This is a genomic window from Catellatospora methionotrophica (assembly GCF_011297335.1).
Lineage (GTDB): Bacteria > Actinomycetota > Actinomycetes > Mycobacteriales > Micromonosporaceae > Catellatospora > Catellatospora methionotrophica.
Genome location: NZ_JAAOTJ010000012.1, coordinates 169,724 through 187,549 on the forward strand (window position 1 = coordinate 169,724; position 17,826 = coordinate 187,549).

The 17,826-nt window shown below is 72.3% G+C and carries 14 protein-coding genes; 7 read left to right on the forward strand and 7 right to left on the reverse strand.

Going from position 1 to position 17,826, the window contains the following annotated elements:
- Positions 1–67 precede the first annotated feature (67 nt).
- A complete protein-coding gene (locus HAV40_RS24945; protein WP_166385350.1) occupies positions 68–1,066 on the reverse strand; it encodes a zinc-binding alcohol dehydrogenase family protein in 999 nt (332 codons plus the stop codon).
- 64 nt (positions 1,067–1,130) lie between these two features.
- Between HAV40_RS24945 and HAV40_RS24950 the strand changes: the two genes are divergently transcribed.
- The 3 genes from HAV40_RS24950 to HAV40_RS24960 all read left to right on the forward strand — a co-directional run bounded on the left by HAV40_RS24950 (position 1,131) and on the right by HAV40_RS24960 (position 5,090).
- Entirely contained in the window at positions 1,131–1,340 is a 210-nt protein-coding gene (locus tag HAV40_RS24950) for a helix-hairpin-helix domain-containing protein (protein WP_166385254.1), read from the forward strand.
- 45 nt (positions 1,341–1,385) lie between these two features.
- Entirely contained in the window at positions 1,386–2,456 is a 1,071-nt protein-coding gene (locus HAV40_RS24955) for a serine/threonine protein phosphatase (RefSeq protein WP_166385255.1), read from the forward strand.
- A gap of 240 nt (positions 2,457–2,696) precedes the next feature.
- Entirely contained in the window at positions 2,697–5,090 is a 2,394-nt protein-coding gene (locus HAV40_RS24960) for a discoidin domain-containing protein (protein WP_166385257.1), read from the forward strand.
- Between the two features lie 150 nt (positions 5,091–5,240).
- Here HAV40_RS24960 and HAV40_RS24965 read toward each other — a convergent pair whose 3' ends face one another.
- From HAV40_RS24965 to HAV40_RS24975, 3 genes are read right to left on the reverse strand one after another with little or no spacing between them, the layout of a single operon-like run.
- Entirely contained in the window at positions 5,241–5,726 is a 486-nt protein-coding gene (locus HAV40_RS24965) for an SRPBCC family protein (protein ID WP_166385259.1), read from the reverse strand.
- Positions 5,727–5,729: 3 nt separating this feature from the next.
- Positions 5,730–6,071: an ArsR/SmtB family transcription factor gene (locus HAV40_RS24970; protein ID WP_166385261.1), complete on the reverse strand. Its 342-nt coding sequence runs from the start codon at positions 6,069–6,071 to the stop codon at positions 5,730–5,732.
- A gap of 48 nt (positions 6,072–6,119) precedes the next feature.
- Positions 6,120–7,490, reverse strand: a complete 1,371-nt coding sequence (locus HAV40_RS24975) for an FAD-binding oxidoreductase (RefSeq protein WP_166385263.1) — start codon at positions 7,488–7,490, stop codon at positions 6,120–6,122.
- Positions 7,491–7,734: 244 nt separating this feature from the next.
- Between HAV40_RS24975 and HAV40_RS24980 the strand changes: the two genes are divergently transcribed.
- Together HAV40_RS24980 and HAV40_RS24985 are read left to right on the forward strand one after the other, a co-directional pair.
- A complete protein-coding gene (locus HAV40_RS24980; protein WP_239085719.1) occupies positions 7,735–8,634 on the forward strand; it encodes an LLM class flavin-dependent oxidoreductase in 900 nt (299 codons plus the stop codon).
- Positions 8,635–8,776: 142 nt separating this feature from the next.
- Positions 8,777–10,942, forward strand: coding sequence for an FUSC family protein (locus HAV40_RS24985; RefSeq protein WP_166385267.1), 2,166 nt, complete (start codon positions 8,777–8,779; stop codon positions 10,940–10,942).
- Positions 10,943–11,109: 167 nt separating this feature from the next.
- On the opposite strand, the gene HAV40_RS24990 is transcribed toward HAV40_RS24985, so the two are convergent.
- A complete protein-coding gene (locus tag HAV40_RS24990; protein WP_166385269.1) occupies positions 11,110–12,090 on the reverse strand; it encodes a TolB family protein in 981 nt (326 codons plus the stop codon).
- Positions 12,087–13,598 (reverse strand): MFS transporter, encoded by a 1,512-nt coding sequence (locus tag HAV40_RS24995; RefSeq protein ID WP_308440993.1) that lies wholly within the window; start codon positions 13,596–13,598, stop codon positions 12,087–12,089. Before HAV40_RS24995 ends, HAV40_RS24990 begins: the two co-directional genes overlap by 4 nt.
- 265 nt (positions 13,599–13,863) lie before the next feature.
- On the opposite strand from HAV40_RS24995, the gene HAV40_RS25000 reads away from it, so the two are divergent.
- A complete protein-coding gene (locus HAV40_RS25000) occupies positions 13,864–15,243 on the forward strand; it encodes a CBM96 family carbohydrate-binding protein (RefSeq protein ID WP_239085718.1) in 1,380 nt (459 codons plus the stop codon).
- Between the two features lie 183 nt (positions 15,244–15,426).
- Here HAV40_RS25000 and HAV40_RS25005 read toward each other — a convergent pair whose 3' ends face one another.
- The gene (locus HAV40_RS25005) at positions 15,427–15,663 is read right to left on the reverse strand and encodes a hypothetical protein (RefSeq protein WP_166385273.1); all 237 of its coding nucleotides are present in this window, start codon (positions 15,661–15,663) and stop codon (positions 15,427–15,429) included.
- Between the two features lie 256 nt (positions 15,664–15,919).
- Between HAV40_RS25005 and HAV40_RS25010 the strand changes: the two genes are divergently transcribed.
- Positions 15,920–17,815, forward strand: a complete 1,896-nt coding sequence (locus tag HAV40_RS25010) for a glycoside hydrolase family 3 protein (RefSeq protein WP_166385275.1) — start codon at positions 15,920–15,922, stop codon at positions 17,813–17,815.
- Positions 17,816–17,826 lie beyond the last annotated feature (11 nt).

Here is a 17,826-nt window from a genome sequence, read left to right on the forward strand (position 1 = left end):
ATCGACAGCGTAGGGAAAATGATAGAAAATCTGCAAGAAATTTACCTGCCAGAGCAAATTCTGAACTTCATGGTACGAGCACGGCCGCGCCCTCGAAGCGGTCGCCCGCCAGATCGGCCAGTGCCTCGTCGGCCCGGTCCAGCGGGTAGACGTTGGTGGTGACCGACAGCGGATGGGTGGCCGCCAGGGCCAGGAACTCGCGACCGTCGTCGCGGGTGTTCGCGGCGACGCTGCGCAACTGGCGCTCCTCGAACAGGTGCCGTTCGTAGTTCAGCACCGGGATGTCGGTGAGGTGGATGCCCGCGATGGCGAGGGTGCCGCCCCGGTCCAGGGCCGACAGCGCCGGTGGCACCAGGTCGCCGACCGGGGCGAACAGGATCGCCGCGTCCAGTGGCGTGGGCGGCTGCTCGTCCGCGCCGCCCGCCCAGGCCGCGCCCAGGCTCAGGCCCAGCTCGCGGGCGGCGGGAGAGCGGGTCATCACGTACACCGTCGCGCCCTGGGCCAGGGCGACCTGTGCGGTGAGGTGCGCCGACGAGCCGAAGCCGTAGATGCCCAGGGTGCCGCCCGGCGGCAGGTCCGCGCGGCGCAGTGCCCGGTGGCCGATGATGCCCGCGCACAGCAGCGGCGCGAGGTGCACGTCGTCGTACCCGTCCGGCAGCCGGTAGGCGTAGTCGGCGGGCACCGTGGCGTACTCGGCGTAGCCGCCGTCGGCGTCCCAGCCGGTGTAGCGGGAGGCGGGGCACAGGTTCTCCCGGCCACGGCGGCAGTAGACACAGGTCTGGTCGGTGTGGCGCAGCCAGGCGATGCCCGCCCGGTCGCCGGCCGCCCAGCCGGTCACGGCGTCGCCGAGCGCGGTGACCTCGCCGACGACCTGGTGGCCCGGGATCACGGGACTGCGGTGGGGCGGCAGGTCGCCCTCCGCGACGTGCAGGTCGGTACGGCACACGGCGCAGGCCCGTACGCGTACCAGCAGCTCGTCCGCGGCCGGGACGGGCATCGGGCGGCGCACCGCCCGCAGCGGCCTGGTCGCGATCGGGCCGGGTGCGGCGACCTCCCAGGCGGCCATCGTGTCCACGCCTCCATCATCGCCGGGCCGGGCGTTGTCGGTCCGCTGATCTACGATCGGGACCATGAGCGCAGTCCCGGGCGACGAGATCCCGAAGATCAGCGGCCCGGCGAACGGCGCCCTGGCCCTGGCCGGGCACACGACCCTGACCGCGATCGCGGAGCTGACCAAGAAAGAGTTGCTCGCCCTGCACGGCGTCGGGCCCAAGGCGATCCGGATCCTGCGCGAGGCGCTCGCCGAGCGCGGTCTCACCTTCGCCGACGAGCGAAAGTGATCATCTGCGGGTAGCCTGCCGTCACGACGACGGGAGGACCACCCCATGCGCGACGGTCTGGCCTACGGTGCGCGGCTGGCCCGCCACTACGCGGCCTCGGCCGCGCTGGCGCTGCTCAGCGACGCCGAACTCGCCGACCGGGTCACCGCGGCCGAGGTCGTCGGCGCGGGCATCGGCGGCGTCGCGGCCCGGCTCGACCTGGACGGGACACCGGTGTTCGTCAAGCGGATCCCGCTGACCGACCTGGAGCGCCGTCCCGAGCACGTGCGTTCCACCGCGAACCTGCACGGCCTGGCCCCGCACTGCCAGTACGGCATCGTCTCGCCCGGCTTCGGGGCCTGGCGCGAGCTGGCCGCCAACACGCTGACCACCAACTGGGTGCTGGCCGGACGGCATCCGGGCTTCGCGCTCATGTACCACTGGCGGGTGCTGCCCGGTGCCCCGGCCGTCGCGGCGGAGCACGAGGACGCCGAGGCCACGGTCGCGTTCCTGGGCGGCGACGCCGCCGTCCGCGACCGCCTGGCGGCGCTGGCGGGGGCCTCGGCGAGCCTGGTCCTGTTCCTCGAACACCTCCCGCACCGGCTGGGTGACTGGCTGGCCGGACCGCTCGCGGCGGGCGGGGACGAACTGGTCGCGGCGTGCCACATGATGGAGCGAGAGCTGCTCGGCGGGGTGGACTTCCTGCAGGCGCACGAGCTGCACCACTTCGACGCGCACCTGGGCAACCTGCTCACCGACGGCCGCCACGTCTACTTCGTCGACTTCGGGCTGGCGGTGTCACCGCGCTTCGCGCTGTCGCCGCGGGAGTCGGCGTTCCTGACCCGCCACGCCACCCACGATCCGGGCTACGTGCGGATGCGGCTGGTCAACTGGCTCGTCCAGCACGTGGTCGGCGTGCCGGTGCCGGAGGTCGGCGGGCCGGTCGAGCGCAACGCCTACATCCGCGAGTGCGCCTCCGGCAGGCGGCCGGAGGGCGTCGCGCCGGAGCTCGCCGACATGATCGTCCGGCACGCGCCGGTCGCCGCGCTGCTGAACGGCTTCTACTGGCGGCTGTTCGACGGCGAGATGGACGCGCCGTACCCGGCGGCCGAGGTCGCCCGTGCACTGACCCGATGACTCGGCGTGTGCAAGCGGTTGCACGCTCCGTTGCGGTAAACGGTGATGTTGCGGGTCGGTTTTGGAATTGTTTCCGTCGACATCTTGCCGAGCCTGGGGCGCGGGCATAGGGTTTTGCCAATCCCCGCCCGGGGATGCGGTCCCGCTCACCGCCGTTCGCCGCCGGACATCCGATGTTCCGGCGACGGAGGGTGCCACGCTCCCGCGCCACCCTCCGGCTGTGCAGGAAGGGTGTGCGCAATGGCAGTATCCCGGCGGAGGTTCGTGACCTCCGTGGCATCCGGTTCGGCGCTGGCCGCCACCGGCGGAGCCGTCGCAGGCGGCCTGACCGCGGCGAGCCCGGCCGCGGCGGCCAGCCCGCCCGGCGACGTCGTCGGCAAGATCTCGGTCGGCTACCAGGGGTGGTTCGCGGCCACCGGCGACGGGGCCCCGATCAACGGCTGGTGGCACTGGAGCAACAACTGGGGCCAGCCGCCGTCGCCGAGCAACAACGCGATCGTGTCCTGGCCGGACATGCGCGACTACCCGGCGCAATACCAGACCGCGTACGCCAACCTCGGCAGCGGCCAGCCCGCGAAGCTGTTCTCGTCCTACGACCAGTCGACGGTGAACCTGCACTTCCAGTGGATGGCGCAGCACGGCTGCGACACCGCGGCGCTGCAGCGGTTCAACCCGTTCGGCGGCGAGGGCCCGACCCGCGACGCGATGGCCGCCAAGGTGCGCTCCGCCGCCGAGGCCAACGGGCGCAAGTTCTACATCATGTACGACGTCACCAACTGGGCGAACATGCAGTCGGAGCTGAAGACCGACTGGACCACGAAGATGTCGGCGTACACGGCCTCGTCGGCGTACGCCCGGCAGAACGGCAAGCCGGTCGTCTGCATCTGGGGCTTCGGCTTCAACGACCCCGGCCGCCCGTTCGCGCCCGAGGTCTGCCTCGAGGTGCTGAACTGGTTCAAGGCCCAGGGCTGCTACGTCATCGGCGGCGTGCCGACGTACTGGCGGCAGGGCATCAACGACTCCCGCGCGGGCTTCTTCAACGTCTACACCGCGTTCAACATGATCTCGCCGTGGATGGTCGGCCGCACCGGTGACGTCGCCGGGCTGGACTGGTTCTACACCAACGTCAACGTGCCCGACCAGGCCGAGTGCAACAACCGCGGGATCGACTACCAGCCGTGCGTCATGCCCGGCGACCTGTCCTCGCACCACCGGTTCCACGGCGACTTCTACTGGCGGCACCTGTACAACATGATCCGCGTCGGGGCGCAGGGCCTGTACGTGTCGATGTTCGACGAGTACAACGAGGGCAACCAGATCGCCAAGACCGCCGAGAACGCCTCGCAGGTGCCCACCAACTCGGGCATCGTCACCCTCGACGAGGACGGCACGGTCTGCTCGTCGGACTACTACCTGCGCATCACCGCCGACGGCGGCCGGATGCTCAAGGGGCAGCTCGCGCTGACCGCGGTGCGCCCGACCCAGCCGGTCGTCGGCGGGCAGCCGCCGGTCGAGGGCAACCTGGCGCTGAACAAGCCGGTCACGGCCAGCAGCGTCAACGCCAACTTCGTGCCGCAGAACGCGGTCGACGGCAACCCGGCCACCTACTGGGAGAGCGTCAACAACGCGTTCCCGCAGTGGCTGCAGGTCGACCTCGGCGCGGCCGCCACGGTCAGCCGGGTCGTGCTGAAGCTGCCCGCGGGCTGGGGCAGCCGGGTCGAGACGCTGTCCGTGCAGGGCAGCACCAACGGCTCGACGTTCAGCACCCTGTCGGCCTCGGCCGGGCGCACCTTCGACCCCGGCGCGGCCAACACCGTCACCATCACGTTCACGGCGGCGACCACGCGGTACGTGCGGATCAACGTCACCGGCAACACCGGCTGGCCCGCGGCGCAGCTGTCCACGCTGGAGGTGTACGGGACCGCGCCGCAGGGCGACACCCAGGCCCCCAGCGCCCCGGGCAACCTGACCGTCACCGGGCAGACCGCCAACAGCGTGTCGCTGTCCTGGCAGGCGTCCACCGACAACGTCGGCGTCACCGGATACCAGGTGCGCCAGGCGGGCAACGTGGTCGCGGGCGCGACCGGGACGGCGTACACGGTGACCGGGCTGAGTCCGGCGACGACCTACGCCTTCACGGTCACCGCGCAGGACGCGGCGGGCAACACGTCGTCGCCGTCGAACACCGCCACGGCCACCACCAGCTCGGCGCCCGCGTCGAACCTGGCCCGCAACAAGCCCACCCAGGCCAGCAGCTACACGCAGAACTACGGGCCGGGCAACACCGTCGACGGCAACGCCGACACGTACTGGGAGAGCGCCAACAGCGCGTTCCCGCAGTGGCTGCAGGTCGATCTAGGCGCGGCGACCACGGTCAGCCGCGTCGTGCTCAAGCTGCCGCCGGCCGCGTCGTGGGCCAGCCGCACCCAGACGCTGTCCGTGCAGGGCAGCGCCAACGGCTCGACGTTCAGCACCGTCGTGAACTCCGCCGGGTACACGTTCAACCCGTCCTCGGGCAACACCGTGACCATCACCTTCCCGGCGACGTCCACCCGCTACGTGCGGCTGAACTTCACCGGCAACACCGGCTGGCCCGCCGGTCAGCTCTCGGAGTTCGAGGTCTGGGCCAGCTGACTCCCGCCGTTCCCGGCGGGCGCTGACCGGCCCGCGGTCCACGACGCCGAACGTCGGACCGCGGGCCGCACTCGCGGCCGCCGTGCCGGACCCGCCTTGCCCCAGGCGTGCCCGGCACGGCGGCCGTTCCTGCGCGCGGGCCACGGCCTGTCACGAGGCGAGCAGGTCGTCGATCTGGTTGATGGCCAGCGACGCGCCCTCGACTACACCCATGTCGAGCACCTGCTGCAGCTGCTCGGCCGACGGGTAGACACCCAGGTACGTCGCGCGGGTGCCGCCGTCGTGCGCGGTGAACGTGTAGACGTTCCGGGAGGCGGGCAGGTCCGGGTTCGGGGTGAAGTCCAGGTCGGCGAAGCCGTCCTCGAACGCGAAGCCGTCCGGCTCGTCGACGGCCGTGACCAGCCAGTATCCGGCGTGCTTGTCGCCCTCGGGGCCGGTCATGAAGTAGTTGACCCGCCCGCCGGGCCGCAGGTCGTGGTCGACCACGGTCGCCGGGTAGGTCGGCGGGCCCCACACCTTCTCCAGCTGGCGCGGGTCGGCGTAGACCTGCCAGACCCGCTCCACCGGGGCGGCGAAGTCGGCGACGATGGTCAAGGTCAGCGCGTCGAGGTCGTGCTTGACGTCGATCACGGGCATGGTTCAGTCCTCCGGTTCGGGATCGGACGCGATGAGGTCGTCGATGCGGGCGATGCGGCCGCGCCAGACCTGCTCCAGCTCGGCCAGCAGGGACGCCACCGAGCGCACCGCCGCCACGTCACCGCTGACCAGCTGCTCGCGTCCGCTGCGCAGCTTGGTCAGCAGGCCGGCCTTCTCCAGGACGGCGACGTGTTTCTGCACCGCGGCGAAGCTCATGTCGTACTTCGCCGCGAGCGCGGAGACCGAGTGCTGTCCGGCCAGCACCCGGCGCATGATGTCGCGCCTGGTGCGGTCGGCCAGGGCGTGGAAGAAGGCGTCCGCCCGGTCCTCGCTCTGCTCGGTCACCCCTCAAACATACAACCAATCGGTTGTACGTTGTCAAGCGGCCCCGCCTCAGGGACGGATGTTCTGGTTCAGGTGGAACAGGTTGTCCGGGTCGTACGCCCGCTTGACCTCGACCAGCCGGTCGTAGTTGCCGCCGTAGTTGGCTCGGATCCGGCCCTGGTCGTCGCCCGACATGAAGTTGACGTACCCGCCCTCCTCCGACAGCGGGGCGGTGGCCGCGTAGTAGTCGCGCACCCAGGCCGTGTTGGCGTCGTTCTCCGCCGGATCCGGCCACATGCCCGCGATGACCACGGCGAAGTTCGCGTCGCGGTAGGCGAACGCGGTCGCGTCGGCGGCGACCCGGTGGCAGGCCCCGTTGATCGGGTAGATGTGCACCGTCGAGTTGACGACGGGCACGTTCGCCCCGTGCACGGCGTGCGCGGCGATCGCGTCGTCGGTCAGCTCCTTGACGAAGCTGGCCTTCCAGTAGTGCTGCAGCCCCGCCGGGACCAGGCCGTCGAAGGCGGTGTTCAGCGCCGCGTACGGCATCACGCCGACCATCTCGGCGACCGGCGGCGCGACCGCCCGGATCCGGTCCATGATGCGCTGCCCGTCTGCCGTCGAGCCGATCCAGCAGTTGACCAGCGCGATGAACGGCTCGCCGTGCCGGTCGGCCGGGATGAACGGCAGCGGCGGCGCGATCTGGAACGCAGGGAAGCCGCCGTACTGCTCGGGCGCGTCGGCGATGAAGTCCCGGAAGAAGCCCAGCACGTCGGGCACGTGCGCCAGCTCGAAGAACATCGGCCCGCCGAAGATGTCGCCGACCGGGCTGAGCGCGAACTCGAACGAGGTCACCGCCCCGAAGTTGCCGCCGCCGCCGCGCAGCGCCCAGAACAGGTCCTCGTGCTCCTTCTCGCTGGCCACCACCGCCCGCCCGTCGGCGGTGACGACCTCGGCCGACAGCAGGTTGTCGCAGGACAGCCCGAGACCGCGGGCGAGATAGCCGATGCCGCCGCCCAGGGTCAGCCCGCCGACGCCCGTGGTGGAGATGATGCCGCCGGTCGAGGCCAGCTCGAACTCGCCGGTCGCGGCATTGAAGTCGCCCCAGGTCGCGCCGCCGCCCGCGTGGGCGGTGCGGGCGTGCGGGTCGACGGCGACGGCGCGCATCCCGGACAGGTCCGCCACGATGCCGTCGTCGACCGTGCCGAAGCCGGGCACGCTGTGCCCGCCGCCGCGTACGGCCAGATCCAGGCCGTTCTCGCGGGCGAAGTCGACCACAGCCTGCACGTCGGTGGTGCTCGTGCAGCGGACCACGGCTCGCGGTCGCCGGTCGAACATGGCGTTGTGCACGGTGCGAGCCTGGTCGTAGCCGTCGTCGCCGGGGGTGATCACCTGCCCGGAGACGCGTGTCCGCAACTGCTCGAGAGTCGATCCGGCCATGGCACTGCCCCCGTTCCATGATCACTGACGGGTCGCCGGACCGGTGAGGTGCTACCGGGCTCTGTGTCGTCCGCGCTGGCCGGCGGCCCTCTGTTGACGCTACCGGGCAGGTCGGCGCTGCGCGGTGGATCGCTGTTTCGGGGCGGGGCCAGCGGAGATAGTCATTTCGTGCGGTGGCACCGCGTTTCCTGACCCGAAACGGCGATCTTGACCGATGCCCGGTGCCGTGCGCCATGATGGCGGCGTGACTGATGTGACGGTGGGCAGGGGCGTCAGGGTGGGCGCGGTGTTCGTGCCGCAGTTGCCGCCCGAGCGGCTGCGGGCGGTGGCGCAGGCCGCCGACCAGGCCGGGCTGGACGAGTTGTGGCTGTGGGAGGACTGCTTCCTGGAGAGCGGCATCACGGCGGTCGCGGCCGCGTTGGCCTGGACCGAGCGGCTGACCGTCGCGGTGGGGCTGCTGCCCGTGCCGCTGCGCAACGTCGCGATCACCGCGATGGAGCTGGCGACGCTGCACCGGCTGTTCCCCGGCCGGGCCCGGGTCGGTGTGGGGCACGGCGTGCAGGACTGGATGGGGCAGGTCGGCGCGCGGGCCGAGTCGCCGATGGCGCTGCTGCGCGAGCAGCTGACCGCGCTGCGGGCGCTGCTGTCCGGGGAGCGGGTGACCGTCTCCGGCCGGTACGTGCGGCTGGACGGGGTGGCCCTGGACTGGCCGCCGCCGCGGCGGCCCGAGCTGCTGTCCGGCGCGACCGGTGACCGTACGCTGCGGCTGTCCGGGGAGGTCGCCGACGGCACGATCCTGACCGGCGGCACCACCCCCGCGCAGGTGCGGCGCGCGCGGGGCCTGATCGACGAGGGCCGGGCGAAGGCGGGGCGCACCGACCACCACCAGATCGTGGTCTACCTGCACGCGGCGACCGGCCCGGACGCGGCGGCGCGGATGGAGGCCGAGCGGGTGCGCTGGGGCTACGACGTCATCGACGGCCACGGCGTGGCAGGGAACGCCGAGGCGGTGGCCGGGGCGGTACGCACCTGGGCCGGGGCGGGCGCGGACACGGTCGTGCTGCAGCCCACCCCCGACGATCCCGACCCGGAGGCCTTCATGGCCTTCGTCGCGCAGGAGGTCACCCCGCTCGTGCGGAACTGACCGCGCCGCGCCCCGATTCGCGGGACGCTGATGGGATGCCGCACCCGGATCACTCGACTCGCCAGGCACCTGTGCGCATGAGGGCGCAAGATACGCACAGGTGCCCGGCAGATCGGACGATCACGGCCGGGCGGGTGGCCGGGTGAGCTGGTGGCGGGGGCTGTGGTCGCCCGCGGCGGCGGTGCGCGCGGTGCGGGCGGCGGTGCTGGTGCCGGCGTTGTTCGCGTTCGCGCTGCTGGTGATCAAGTCGCCGCCGGTGGCCACGTTCACGGCGTTCGGCGGGTTCGCGAGCCTGGTGCTGGCGGCCTTCGGCGGCACGCGGCGGGACCGGGCCGTCGCGCACACCATGCTCACGCTGGTGGGCGCGGTGCTGATCGTGATCGGCACGCTGGCCAGCCACGCGGTGGTGGCCGCCGCCATCGCCACCGCCGTCGTCGCGTTCACCTCGTACTTCGCCGCCGTCATCGGGCCCAACGACGCCTCCGGGGCGGCCGCGGCGATGCTGCCGTACATGCTGGCGGCTTCGGCGGCCGCGCCGCCCGGCGTCATCGGCGACCGGGTCGCCGGGTGGGTGCTGGCGACCGGGGTCGGCGGTCTGGCCGTGGTGCTGACCGCGCCCCGTTCGGCGGGCGCGGAGCTGCGCCAGGCCACCGCCACGCTGGCCGTCGGGCTCGCCGACCTGCTGGAGGCGGGGGCGCTCCGGGCCGCGCTGCCGGAGCTGCGGGCCGCCGTCGTGGACGCCACGCACAAGATGATGGCGCTGTTCGTGTCCGCGCCGAACCGGCCGAGCGGGCTGGTCATCGCCGACCAGGCCATGGCCGGGGCGGTCAACCAGCTGGAGTGGTGCAAGGGGCTGGTCGGCGACGGCATCGACCGGGTCGGCGACCTGCGCGACGCGCCGCTGACCGTACGCGCCCCGCTGGAGGCCTCGGCGAAGGTGCTCCGGCAGGCGGCCGCGGTGCTGCGCGGCGAGCAGGTCGACCCGGACCTCAACGGGCTGGAACAGGCCAGCGCCGACAGCATCGCCCGGCTCACCGGACCCGGTGGGCCCGACGCCGACCCGATGGAGCTGGTCGTCGCGTTCTACGGGCAGACCACCGCCAACTGCGTACGCGCGTTCGCCACCGACGTGCTCATCGCCACCCGCGGGGCCGATCCGCTGACCGCCGCCAGCAGCGTACGGCGCTGGTACACCCTCGCCCGGCCGGACCGGCCGCCGCTGCGCCGCCTCGTCACCCCCGCCGGGGTCGCCGGGATCGTGCTGCGCAACGCGAGCCTGCGCTCGGTCTGGTTCGTCAACGCGCTGCGCGGCGCGCTGGCGCTGTCCGCAGCCGTGGTGATCGTGCAGCTCAGCGGGGTGCGCAGCGGGTTCTGGGTGCTGCTGGGGGCGCTGTCGGTGCTGCGGACCAGCGCCGCGTCGACGGGCACCCAGGCGGTCAAGGCGGTCGTCGGCACGGCCGCCGGGGTCGCGGTCGGCGCGGCGCTGCTGCCGCTGGTCGGCCCGTCGCCGTGGACGAGCTGGGGCGCGCTGGCGCTCGCGGTGTTCGTGGTCGGGTACGGGCCGGGCAAGGTGCCCGACATCGTCAGCCAGGCGGCGTTCACCGTGGTCATCCTGGTGCTCTACAACATTCTCGCGCCGACCGGCTGGACCCTGGGCCTGGTGCGGCTGCAGGACGTGGCCATCGGCTGCCTGGTCAGCCTGGTCGCGGGTCTGCTCGTCTGGCCGCGCGGGGCCGGTGACCTGGTGCGCGACGACGTCGCCGAGATGTTCCGCGACGGCGGCGTGCACCTGACCGAGTCGGTGGCCTGGGCGCTGGGACGGCGTACGCAGCCGCCCCACCTGGAGGCCCGCGCGGCCGCGTCGGCGTTCCGGCTGGAGGACGCGCTGCGCGGCTACCTCGCCGAGCCCGGCTCGAAGCGGATGAACCGGCAGGACCTGTGGCGGCTGGTCATCTCCGGCGTACGCCTGCGGCAGACCGCGAACGCCCTCGACGACCTCACCCCGCGTGACGCGTCCCCGGACCCGCGCTGCGACGCGCTGCTGCGCCACGCCGACGCGCTCGCCGCCTTCTACGCCTCGCTGGCCGACCAGGTCGGCAGGCCGTCGGGGCCGATGCCGCCGCTGCTGGCACCGCCGAGCCCGCCCGACGACGAGGTGCTCGGGGCGGGCGGCGACGGGCTGCCCCTGCACCGGCTGCGCCGCCGCTGGGTCGGCGAACACCTGCGCCACCTCGAACTGCACCTCGCCGACCTGGTCGCCCCGGCCCACGAGCTCGCCGACCAGCGCCGCCGCCCCTGGTGGCGCTGACCGCCACTTCCCGGCGGCGGCCGCGGCAGCCGCGTTGGTCGCGGGCAGGTTTCCGTTGGAGATCGCTGTTTCGGGTCAGAACCTCTGGTCAGACCCCAGTTTGTGACCTGAAACAGTGATCTCCAAGGGGGACGCCGGCCGGGCGGCGGGGTGGTGCGGTTGGCCGGTCAGCCGAGGGCGGCGGGGGATTCGGCCTGGTCGAGGAGTTTGGTGGGGCGGCCGGTGGCGTCGGCGGGGGTGGACCAGATGGAGGGGGTGCCGTCGGGGGCGCGCAGGGTGTAGGCGACGGTGTGGTCGTCGAGCCAGGCGGGCTGGTCGTCGACGCTGGTCGTCTCGGCGAGGTTGGTCACGGCCATGGTGGCCAGGTCGAGTACCGACAGGCGCCAGCCGCGCTGCGGGTCGCCGCCGACGGCCTGCTTGAACGCGATCCGCGTGCCGTCGGGCGACAGCGACGGGCACTCCACGTTGTCCGTGACCGTGCGTACCGTGCGTGCCGCGAAGTCGCCCCGGATCAGGTAGCGCCTGCCCGCGGTGGCCATGGTGGCGTAGAAGGCGTTGTCGTCGGCGGTGAAGGTGACACCCCAGAAGTTGACGTCGACGTTGCGGTAGGGCTTGCCGTCGCGGGTGACCGCGAACTCCTCCAGCGTGGACACCAGCGTGCCGGTGCGGGTGTCCAGGATGCCGGTGCGGGTGGAGAAGCCGCCGCTGCTGTAGGAGTCGCCGCCGACGAAGGTGGTCCAGGCGACCATCCGGCCGCTGGCCGACACCCGCGCCCGGTTCGGCAGGCCGGGCACGGCGAACGAGCGGGTCGGCCTCAGCTCGCGGTCCAGCACGACGAGCTGGTACGACCAGGCCGTGTCGGGCTGGATGCAGACGCCGGTGCCCGCCGCCGCGTACACGCGTACACATGCGACGCCCGACACCTGCCGGGAGCCGGACGGCTCGCCGCGTGACACGGTCGCGGCGTGGCGGTCGCTGACCACCAGCAGCCGGGGCCCGGGGTCGAGGGTGATCGACGCGGCGGGCACCGTGTCGGGGATGTCGGCGCGGCCCTTGGCGAGCTGCACGTAGCCGATCGCGACGGCGGCCAGCACCAGGGTCGTGACGGCGGCGAGCGTGACCCGCGCACGGGTGGTGAGCTCGGTCATCGCTGGGCCTCCGCGTTCCGGTCGGCGCGGTCCGCGCCGGGCTGTGCCGGGGTGGTCGGGCCGGTGGGATCGTCCGGTTCGGCCGTCGGCGTGGATCCGCCGGGCAAGGGCGCGGCGGGCTCGGTGGCCGTGCTGCGGTCGTGGGGTCCCGTCGGTGCCGTGGCGGCCACTGTGCCCGCGCCCCGGCCTCGGGGCCGGAGCAGCAGCAGCGTCGCGGCGACGGCGAGCACCACGGCCAGGGCGGCGACGCGGGAGGCGGTGGCGGGGCCCCAGGTCTGCCAGGCGAGTCCGAAAAGGACCGACGACACCAGGTAGGCCAGCGCCTGGCCGGTCTGGATCAGGGCGATGCCGGTGGTGCGCAGCCGGTCGGGCAGCACCGGTCCGGCCAGGGCCATCAGGATGCCGTCGGTGGCGGCGTAGAACAACCCGTACAGGCCGAGCGTCACCACCAGCAGCGGCGTGCCGCCCAGCGGGCCGAACAGCAGCAGGTAAGCCCCGGTCAGCGCGACGTAGCCGCCGAGCATCACGGGCAGGCGGCCGACCCTGTCGGCGAGCACGCCCAGCGGGGCGGCCAGCAGCAGGTAGCCGAGGCTGGTCCCGGCGGCCAGCAGCGGGAACCACACGGTGCTCAGCTCCTCGCGGCGCTGCAGCAGCAGGTAGATGAACCCGTCGCCGATGGTCGCCAGCCCGAGCAGGCAGGCGGCCAGCACGAGCCGCCGTACGGGTGCGTTGCGCAGCAGGGTGGCCGCCTCGCGGACGGAGACCTTCGCCGTGGCGGGTACGGCTTCGCGGCGGTCGCGGACGAACAGCACCAGCACCATCACGCCCAGCGCGGCGACGCAGAAGCTGACCACGAACACGGCGTCGAACGAGTTCGCGGCTAGGGCGAGCACGCCGAGGGCGGCCAGCGGGCCGAGAAACGCCCCGACGCTGTCCATGGCGCGGTGCACGCCGAACGCGCGGCCCAGCTCGGCCGGCGGCGTGGACAGGGTGATCATGGCGTCGCGGGGTGCGGCGCGCAGCCCCTTGCCGGTGCGGTCGGCGGCGATGACGAGCCCGATCGCGGGCACCGATCGGCCTGCGGCCAGCAGCGCGAGTTTCGCCACGGCCGACAGCGCGTAGCCGAACCCGGCCACGGTCTTGCGGCGGCGGGTGCGGTCGGCGACGTATCCGCCGACCAGGCGCAGCAGCGCGGTCGCTCCGGTGTAGACACCGTCGATCACGCCGTACGCCAGCGGGCTCAACTGCAGGCCCAGCACCAGGTACAGGGGCAGGATCGCGGTGACCATCTCGGACGAGACGTCGGTGATCAGGCTGACCGTGCCCAGCGCGATCACGTTCCCGCTGACCTTGGCGAACCGGCGTCGTCCGGACCTGCCCGCCGGGGGTGTGGCGGCCGGACTGGTGACGGTGGACAGGTACACGCGTTTGCGCTCCTCCCGCGGCATGGCGTCCGCGACGACGGGTCGGTCGACGTGGACGGTCCACGGCCACCGCTGTCGCGGCACGCCGCGGGCACCCCGCGTCGGGCACATCCTGAGCCGCCCGCGGTACGCAGGGCCTTCGCGCACGCCACCAGCGGGCGTGCTTCCGATGAACAGACGGTGTCACAGCAGCCGGTCGGCTGTGGACGCTCATCCGACTCACCCACGCCGTTCACCCGAACGTGGGTCACCCGTTCCCGGGACTCCCTACATTCCTCGCACGGCTGCGCCGACCGCGCGGCCGTACACCCCCAGAAGGGCTCGAGTCATGGGAATCCGCAAGGGCCGAATGGCTTTGACGGCCGGCACGGCGTTCGTGCTGACCGCCGCCACGGTCGCGACGGTGCTGACGGTGTCGGCGCAGACCGCCGCCGCCGCGACGACCACGTTCACCCCGGTGGCCGACACGTACGTGCAGGCCGACACGGCGTCGACCAACTACGGCACCTCCGTCCAGATCACCGTCGACAGCTCGCCGCAGCGCCAGATGTTCCTGCGGTTCACGGTCAGCGGTGTCAGCGGCACCGTGACCGGCGCGAAGCTGCGGCTGCGCCACATCAGCGGCAACGAGGGCAGCGTCGCGGGCGGCACCTTCAAGGCGATGTCGAACACGTCGTGGTCGGAGACCGGCACGACGTGGAACAACAAGCCCGCCCTCGACGGGGCGACGCTGGGCACGCTGGGTTCGGTCGTCGCCAACGGCTGGTACGAGGTCGACGTGACCTCGTACGTCAAGGGCAACGGCACGTTCAGCATCGGCGCGAGCTCGACCAACAGCGACGGCGCCTACTACGACACCCGCGAGAGCGGCGCGGACTCGCCGCAACTGGTGGTCACCACCGGCACGACGCCGTCGCCGAGCCCGTCCACGCCGCCGCCCTCGGGTGACCCGGTGCTGGTCGGCGCGGGCGACATCGCCGACTCCGGCTCGGGTGACACCGCCACCGCGGCGCTGCTCGACGGGATCTCCGGCACCGTGTTCACCACCGGCGACAACGTCTACACCAACGGCACCGCGTCGGAGTTCAGCAGCTACTACAACCCGACCTGGGGCCGCCACAAGGCGCGTACCCGCCCCGCGCCCGGCAACCACGACTACAACACCTCGGGCGCGACCGGCTACTACAACTACTTCGGCTCGGTCGCCGGGCCGTCCGGCCAGGGCTACTACTCCTACGACCTGGGCAACTGGCACGTCGTGTCGCTGAACTCCAACATCAGCATGTCGGCGGGCTCGGCCCAGGAGACGTGGCTGCGCAACGACCTCGCCGCCAGCGGCAAGCCGTGCACCATCGCGTACTGGCACCACCCGCTGTTCACCTCGGGTGCCAACCACGCCCCGTCCACCTCGACCCGCCCGCTCTACCAGGCGCTGTACGACTACAACGCCGACGTGATCGTCTGGGGCCACAACCACCAGTACGAGCGCTTCGCCCCGATGAACGCCAGCGGTGCCGCCGACAGCTCGCGCGGCATCCGCTCGTTCGTGGCGGGCATGGGCGGCGCGGGCTTCTACGGCTTCGGCACCATCCAGCCCAACAGCCAGGCCCGCAACAGCGACACCTGGGGCGTGCTGAAGTTCACGCTGCACGCCGACAGCTACGACTGGCAGTTCGTCCCGCAGGCCGGCAAGACCTACAACGACTCCGGCACCGGCTCCTGCCACTGACCGAAGCGAAGGAAGGGCACCTTCCCAACGCCATGCGTTGTGGAAGGTGCCCTTCCTTTCGCGGTAAGCCTGTGAGCTGCGAGTCACCGGCGCGACCGGGCGGCTCGCGACGGTTCGCTCAGCGGCGTGGTGCTGCGGCTACACCGAGATGCCCCGTGTTCCCGGTGTTGGGGTCATAGCGCGTCAGGGGCGTGGGACGTGCTGGAGGACGGCCGGGGTGGCCTCGTGCGCGGCCGGGGCGGCGTCGGGGCGCCACTGCTCGGCCTGCGGGCCACCGGCCCAGGGGGTGAGGGTGAGGGGGAGATGGTCGCCCGCGGGGACCTGGCGCCTCCGCGCTGCCAGGTAGTCCGCGTGCCGTCCGTCGATCGGCGAGTCGCCCTCCAGCCTGCGCGGGAGGACCCGTGGATGTCGATGGGTCATGCCACGAACGGTAGGACCGCCGTGCAAACGTGTCGATGCAATTTCTGCGCCGCGCAACCTCCGGCGGCGCGTCCCGGGGCGTACTCCTATGGGGACAGGTTTCTGTTTCAGATTCTGTTTCATCTGTGCGGCATTCTGTTCCAGCAATCCATTGACACCGGAACGCGGCAAGTGTTGGCTGACTGACGCCGTCGTGGCGATGAGGGCACTCGCGGCAGCACGTCCGACCCTTGCCGCGACGCCCCTGGAAGGCATCATGACCACGACCGTCACCGCTCCGACGGCGGCACCCCCGCCGCCGTCCCGCCGCCGCGTCCGGCTGCTCGCCGCGGGCCTGGTGCTCCTGCTCGCCGCTGCCGCCGCCGTCTACTGGTTCACCAGGGACACCGACGACGGCGCGTACGACCCTGACGCGCCCTACCTCGACGCCTCCCGCCCGGTCGCCGAGCGGGTCGACGACCTGCTGGGCCGGATGACCCTCGACGAGAAGATCGGCCAGATGACCCAGGCCGAGCGCCGCGAGGTGGTCGGAAGCGACGTCACCGCTTACGCGCTGGGCTCCCTGCTGTCCGGCGGCGGTTCGGTGCCGTCCGACAACAGCCCGCAGGGCTGGGCCGACATGTACGACGGCTTCCAGCACGAGGCCCTGGCCACCCGCCTGCGCATCCCGATGATCTACGGCGTGGACGCCGTGCACGGCCACAACAACGTGCGCGGCGCGACGATCTTCCCGCACAACATCGGCCTGGGTGCGGCCCGCGACCCGCAGCTGGCCCGCCGGATCGGCGAGGCGGTCGCCACCGAGGTGACCGCGACCGGCCTGGACTGGGACTTCGCGCCGTGCGTGTGCGTGGCCCGCGACGTCCGCTGGGGGCGCACCTACGAGTCCTTCGGCGAGGACCCCGAGATCGCGTCGGCGATGACCACGATCGTGACCGGGTTGCAGGGCGAGAAGCTGGGCGGCCCGAACTCGGTGCTGGCCACCGCCAAGCACTACGTCGGCGACGGCGGCACCCTGGGCGGCAAGGACCAGGGCGACGCGCAGATCTCCGAGGAGGAGCTGCGCAAGGTCCACCTGCCGCCGTTCCGGGCAGCGGTCAAGGCGGGCGTCGGCTCGGTGATGGTCTCGTTCAGCTCGTTCAACGGCGAGAAACTGCACGGCCACCGCTACCTGATCACCGACGTGCTCAAGGGTGAGCTGGGCTTCACCGGCTTCGTGGTCTCCGACTGGAACGCCATCGACCAGCTGGACGGCGTACGCGACGCGTTCACCCCGGCCGAGGTCAGCGCGGCGATCAACGCGGGCATCGACATGGTGATGGTGCCCGAGCGCTGGCGCGAGTTCATCGGCGTGCTGCGCGACGAGGTCAACACGGGCACCGTGCCGATGGCGCGCATCGACGACGCCAACCGGCGCATCCTGACCAAGAAGTTCGAGCTGGGCCTGTTCGAGCACCCGCTCGCCGACCGTGCCCAGTTCGACAAGGTCGGGTCGGCCGCGCACCGGGAACTGGCGCGGGAGGCCGTACGCAAGTCGCAGGTGCTGCTCAAGAACACCGGCGGCATCCTGCCCCTGAAGCCGAAGACCGGCAAGGTGTTCGTGGCGGGCCGCAACGCCGACGACATCGGCAACCAGTCCGGCGGCTGGACGCTGAGCTGGCAGGGCAGTTCGGGCGCGATCACCGAGGGCACCACGATCCTGCAGGGCGTCAAGGAGGCCGTCGAGCCCGGCGGCACGGTGACCTACAGCGCCGACGGCTCCGGGCTGACCCGCGACTACGACGTGGCCATCGCGGTGATCGGCGAGACGCCGTACGCCGAGTACGAGGGCGACCGGCCGGACGGGGTCAAGCTCGACCAGGTCGACCTGGACACCCTCGCCACGCTGCGCAAGTCCGGCGTGCCGGTGGTGGTCGTGCTGGTCTCCGGCCGCCCCGTCGACGTGAGCGCGCAACTGCCGCAGGTGCGGGCGCTGGTGGCCGCGTGGCTGCCCGGCACCGAGGGCGCGGGCGTGGCCGACGTGCTGTTCGGCGCGTACGCCCCGACCGGCAAGCTGCCGATGTCCTGGCCCGCGAACGCGGCGCAGGAACCGGTGAACCACGGCGACGGCAAGACGCCGCTGTTCGCGTACGGCTTCGGCCTGACCTACTGACCGGTCCCGGC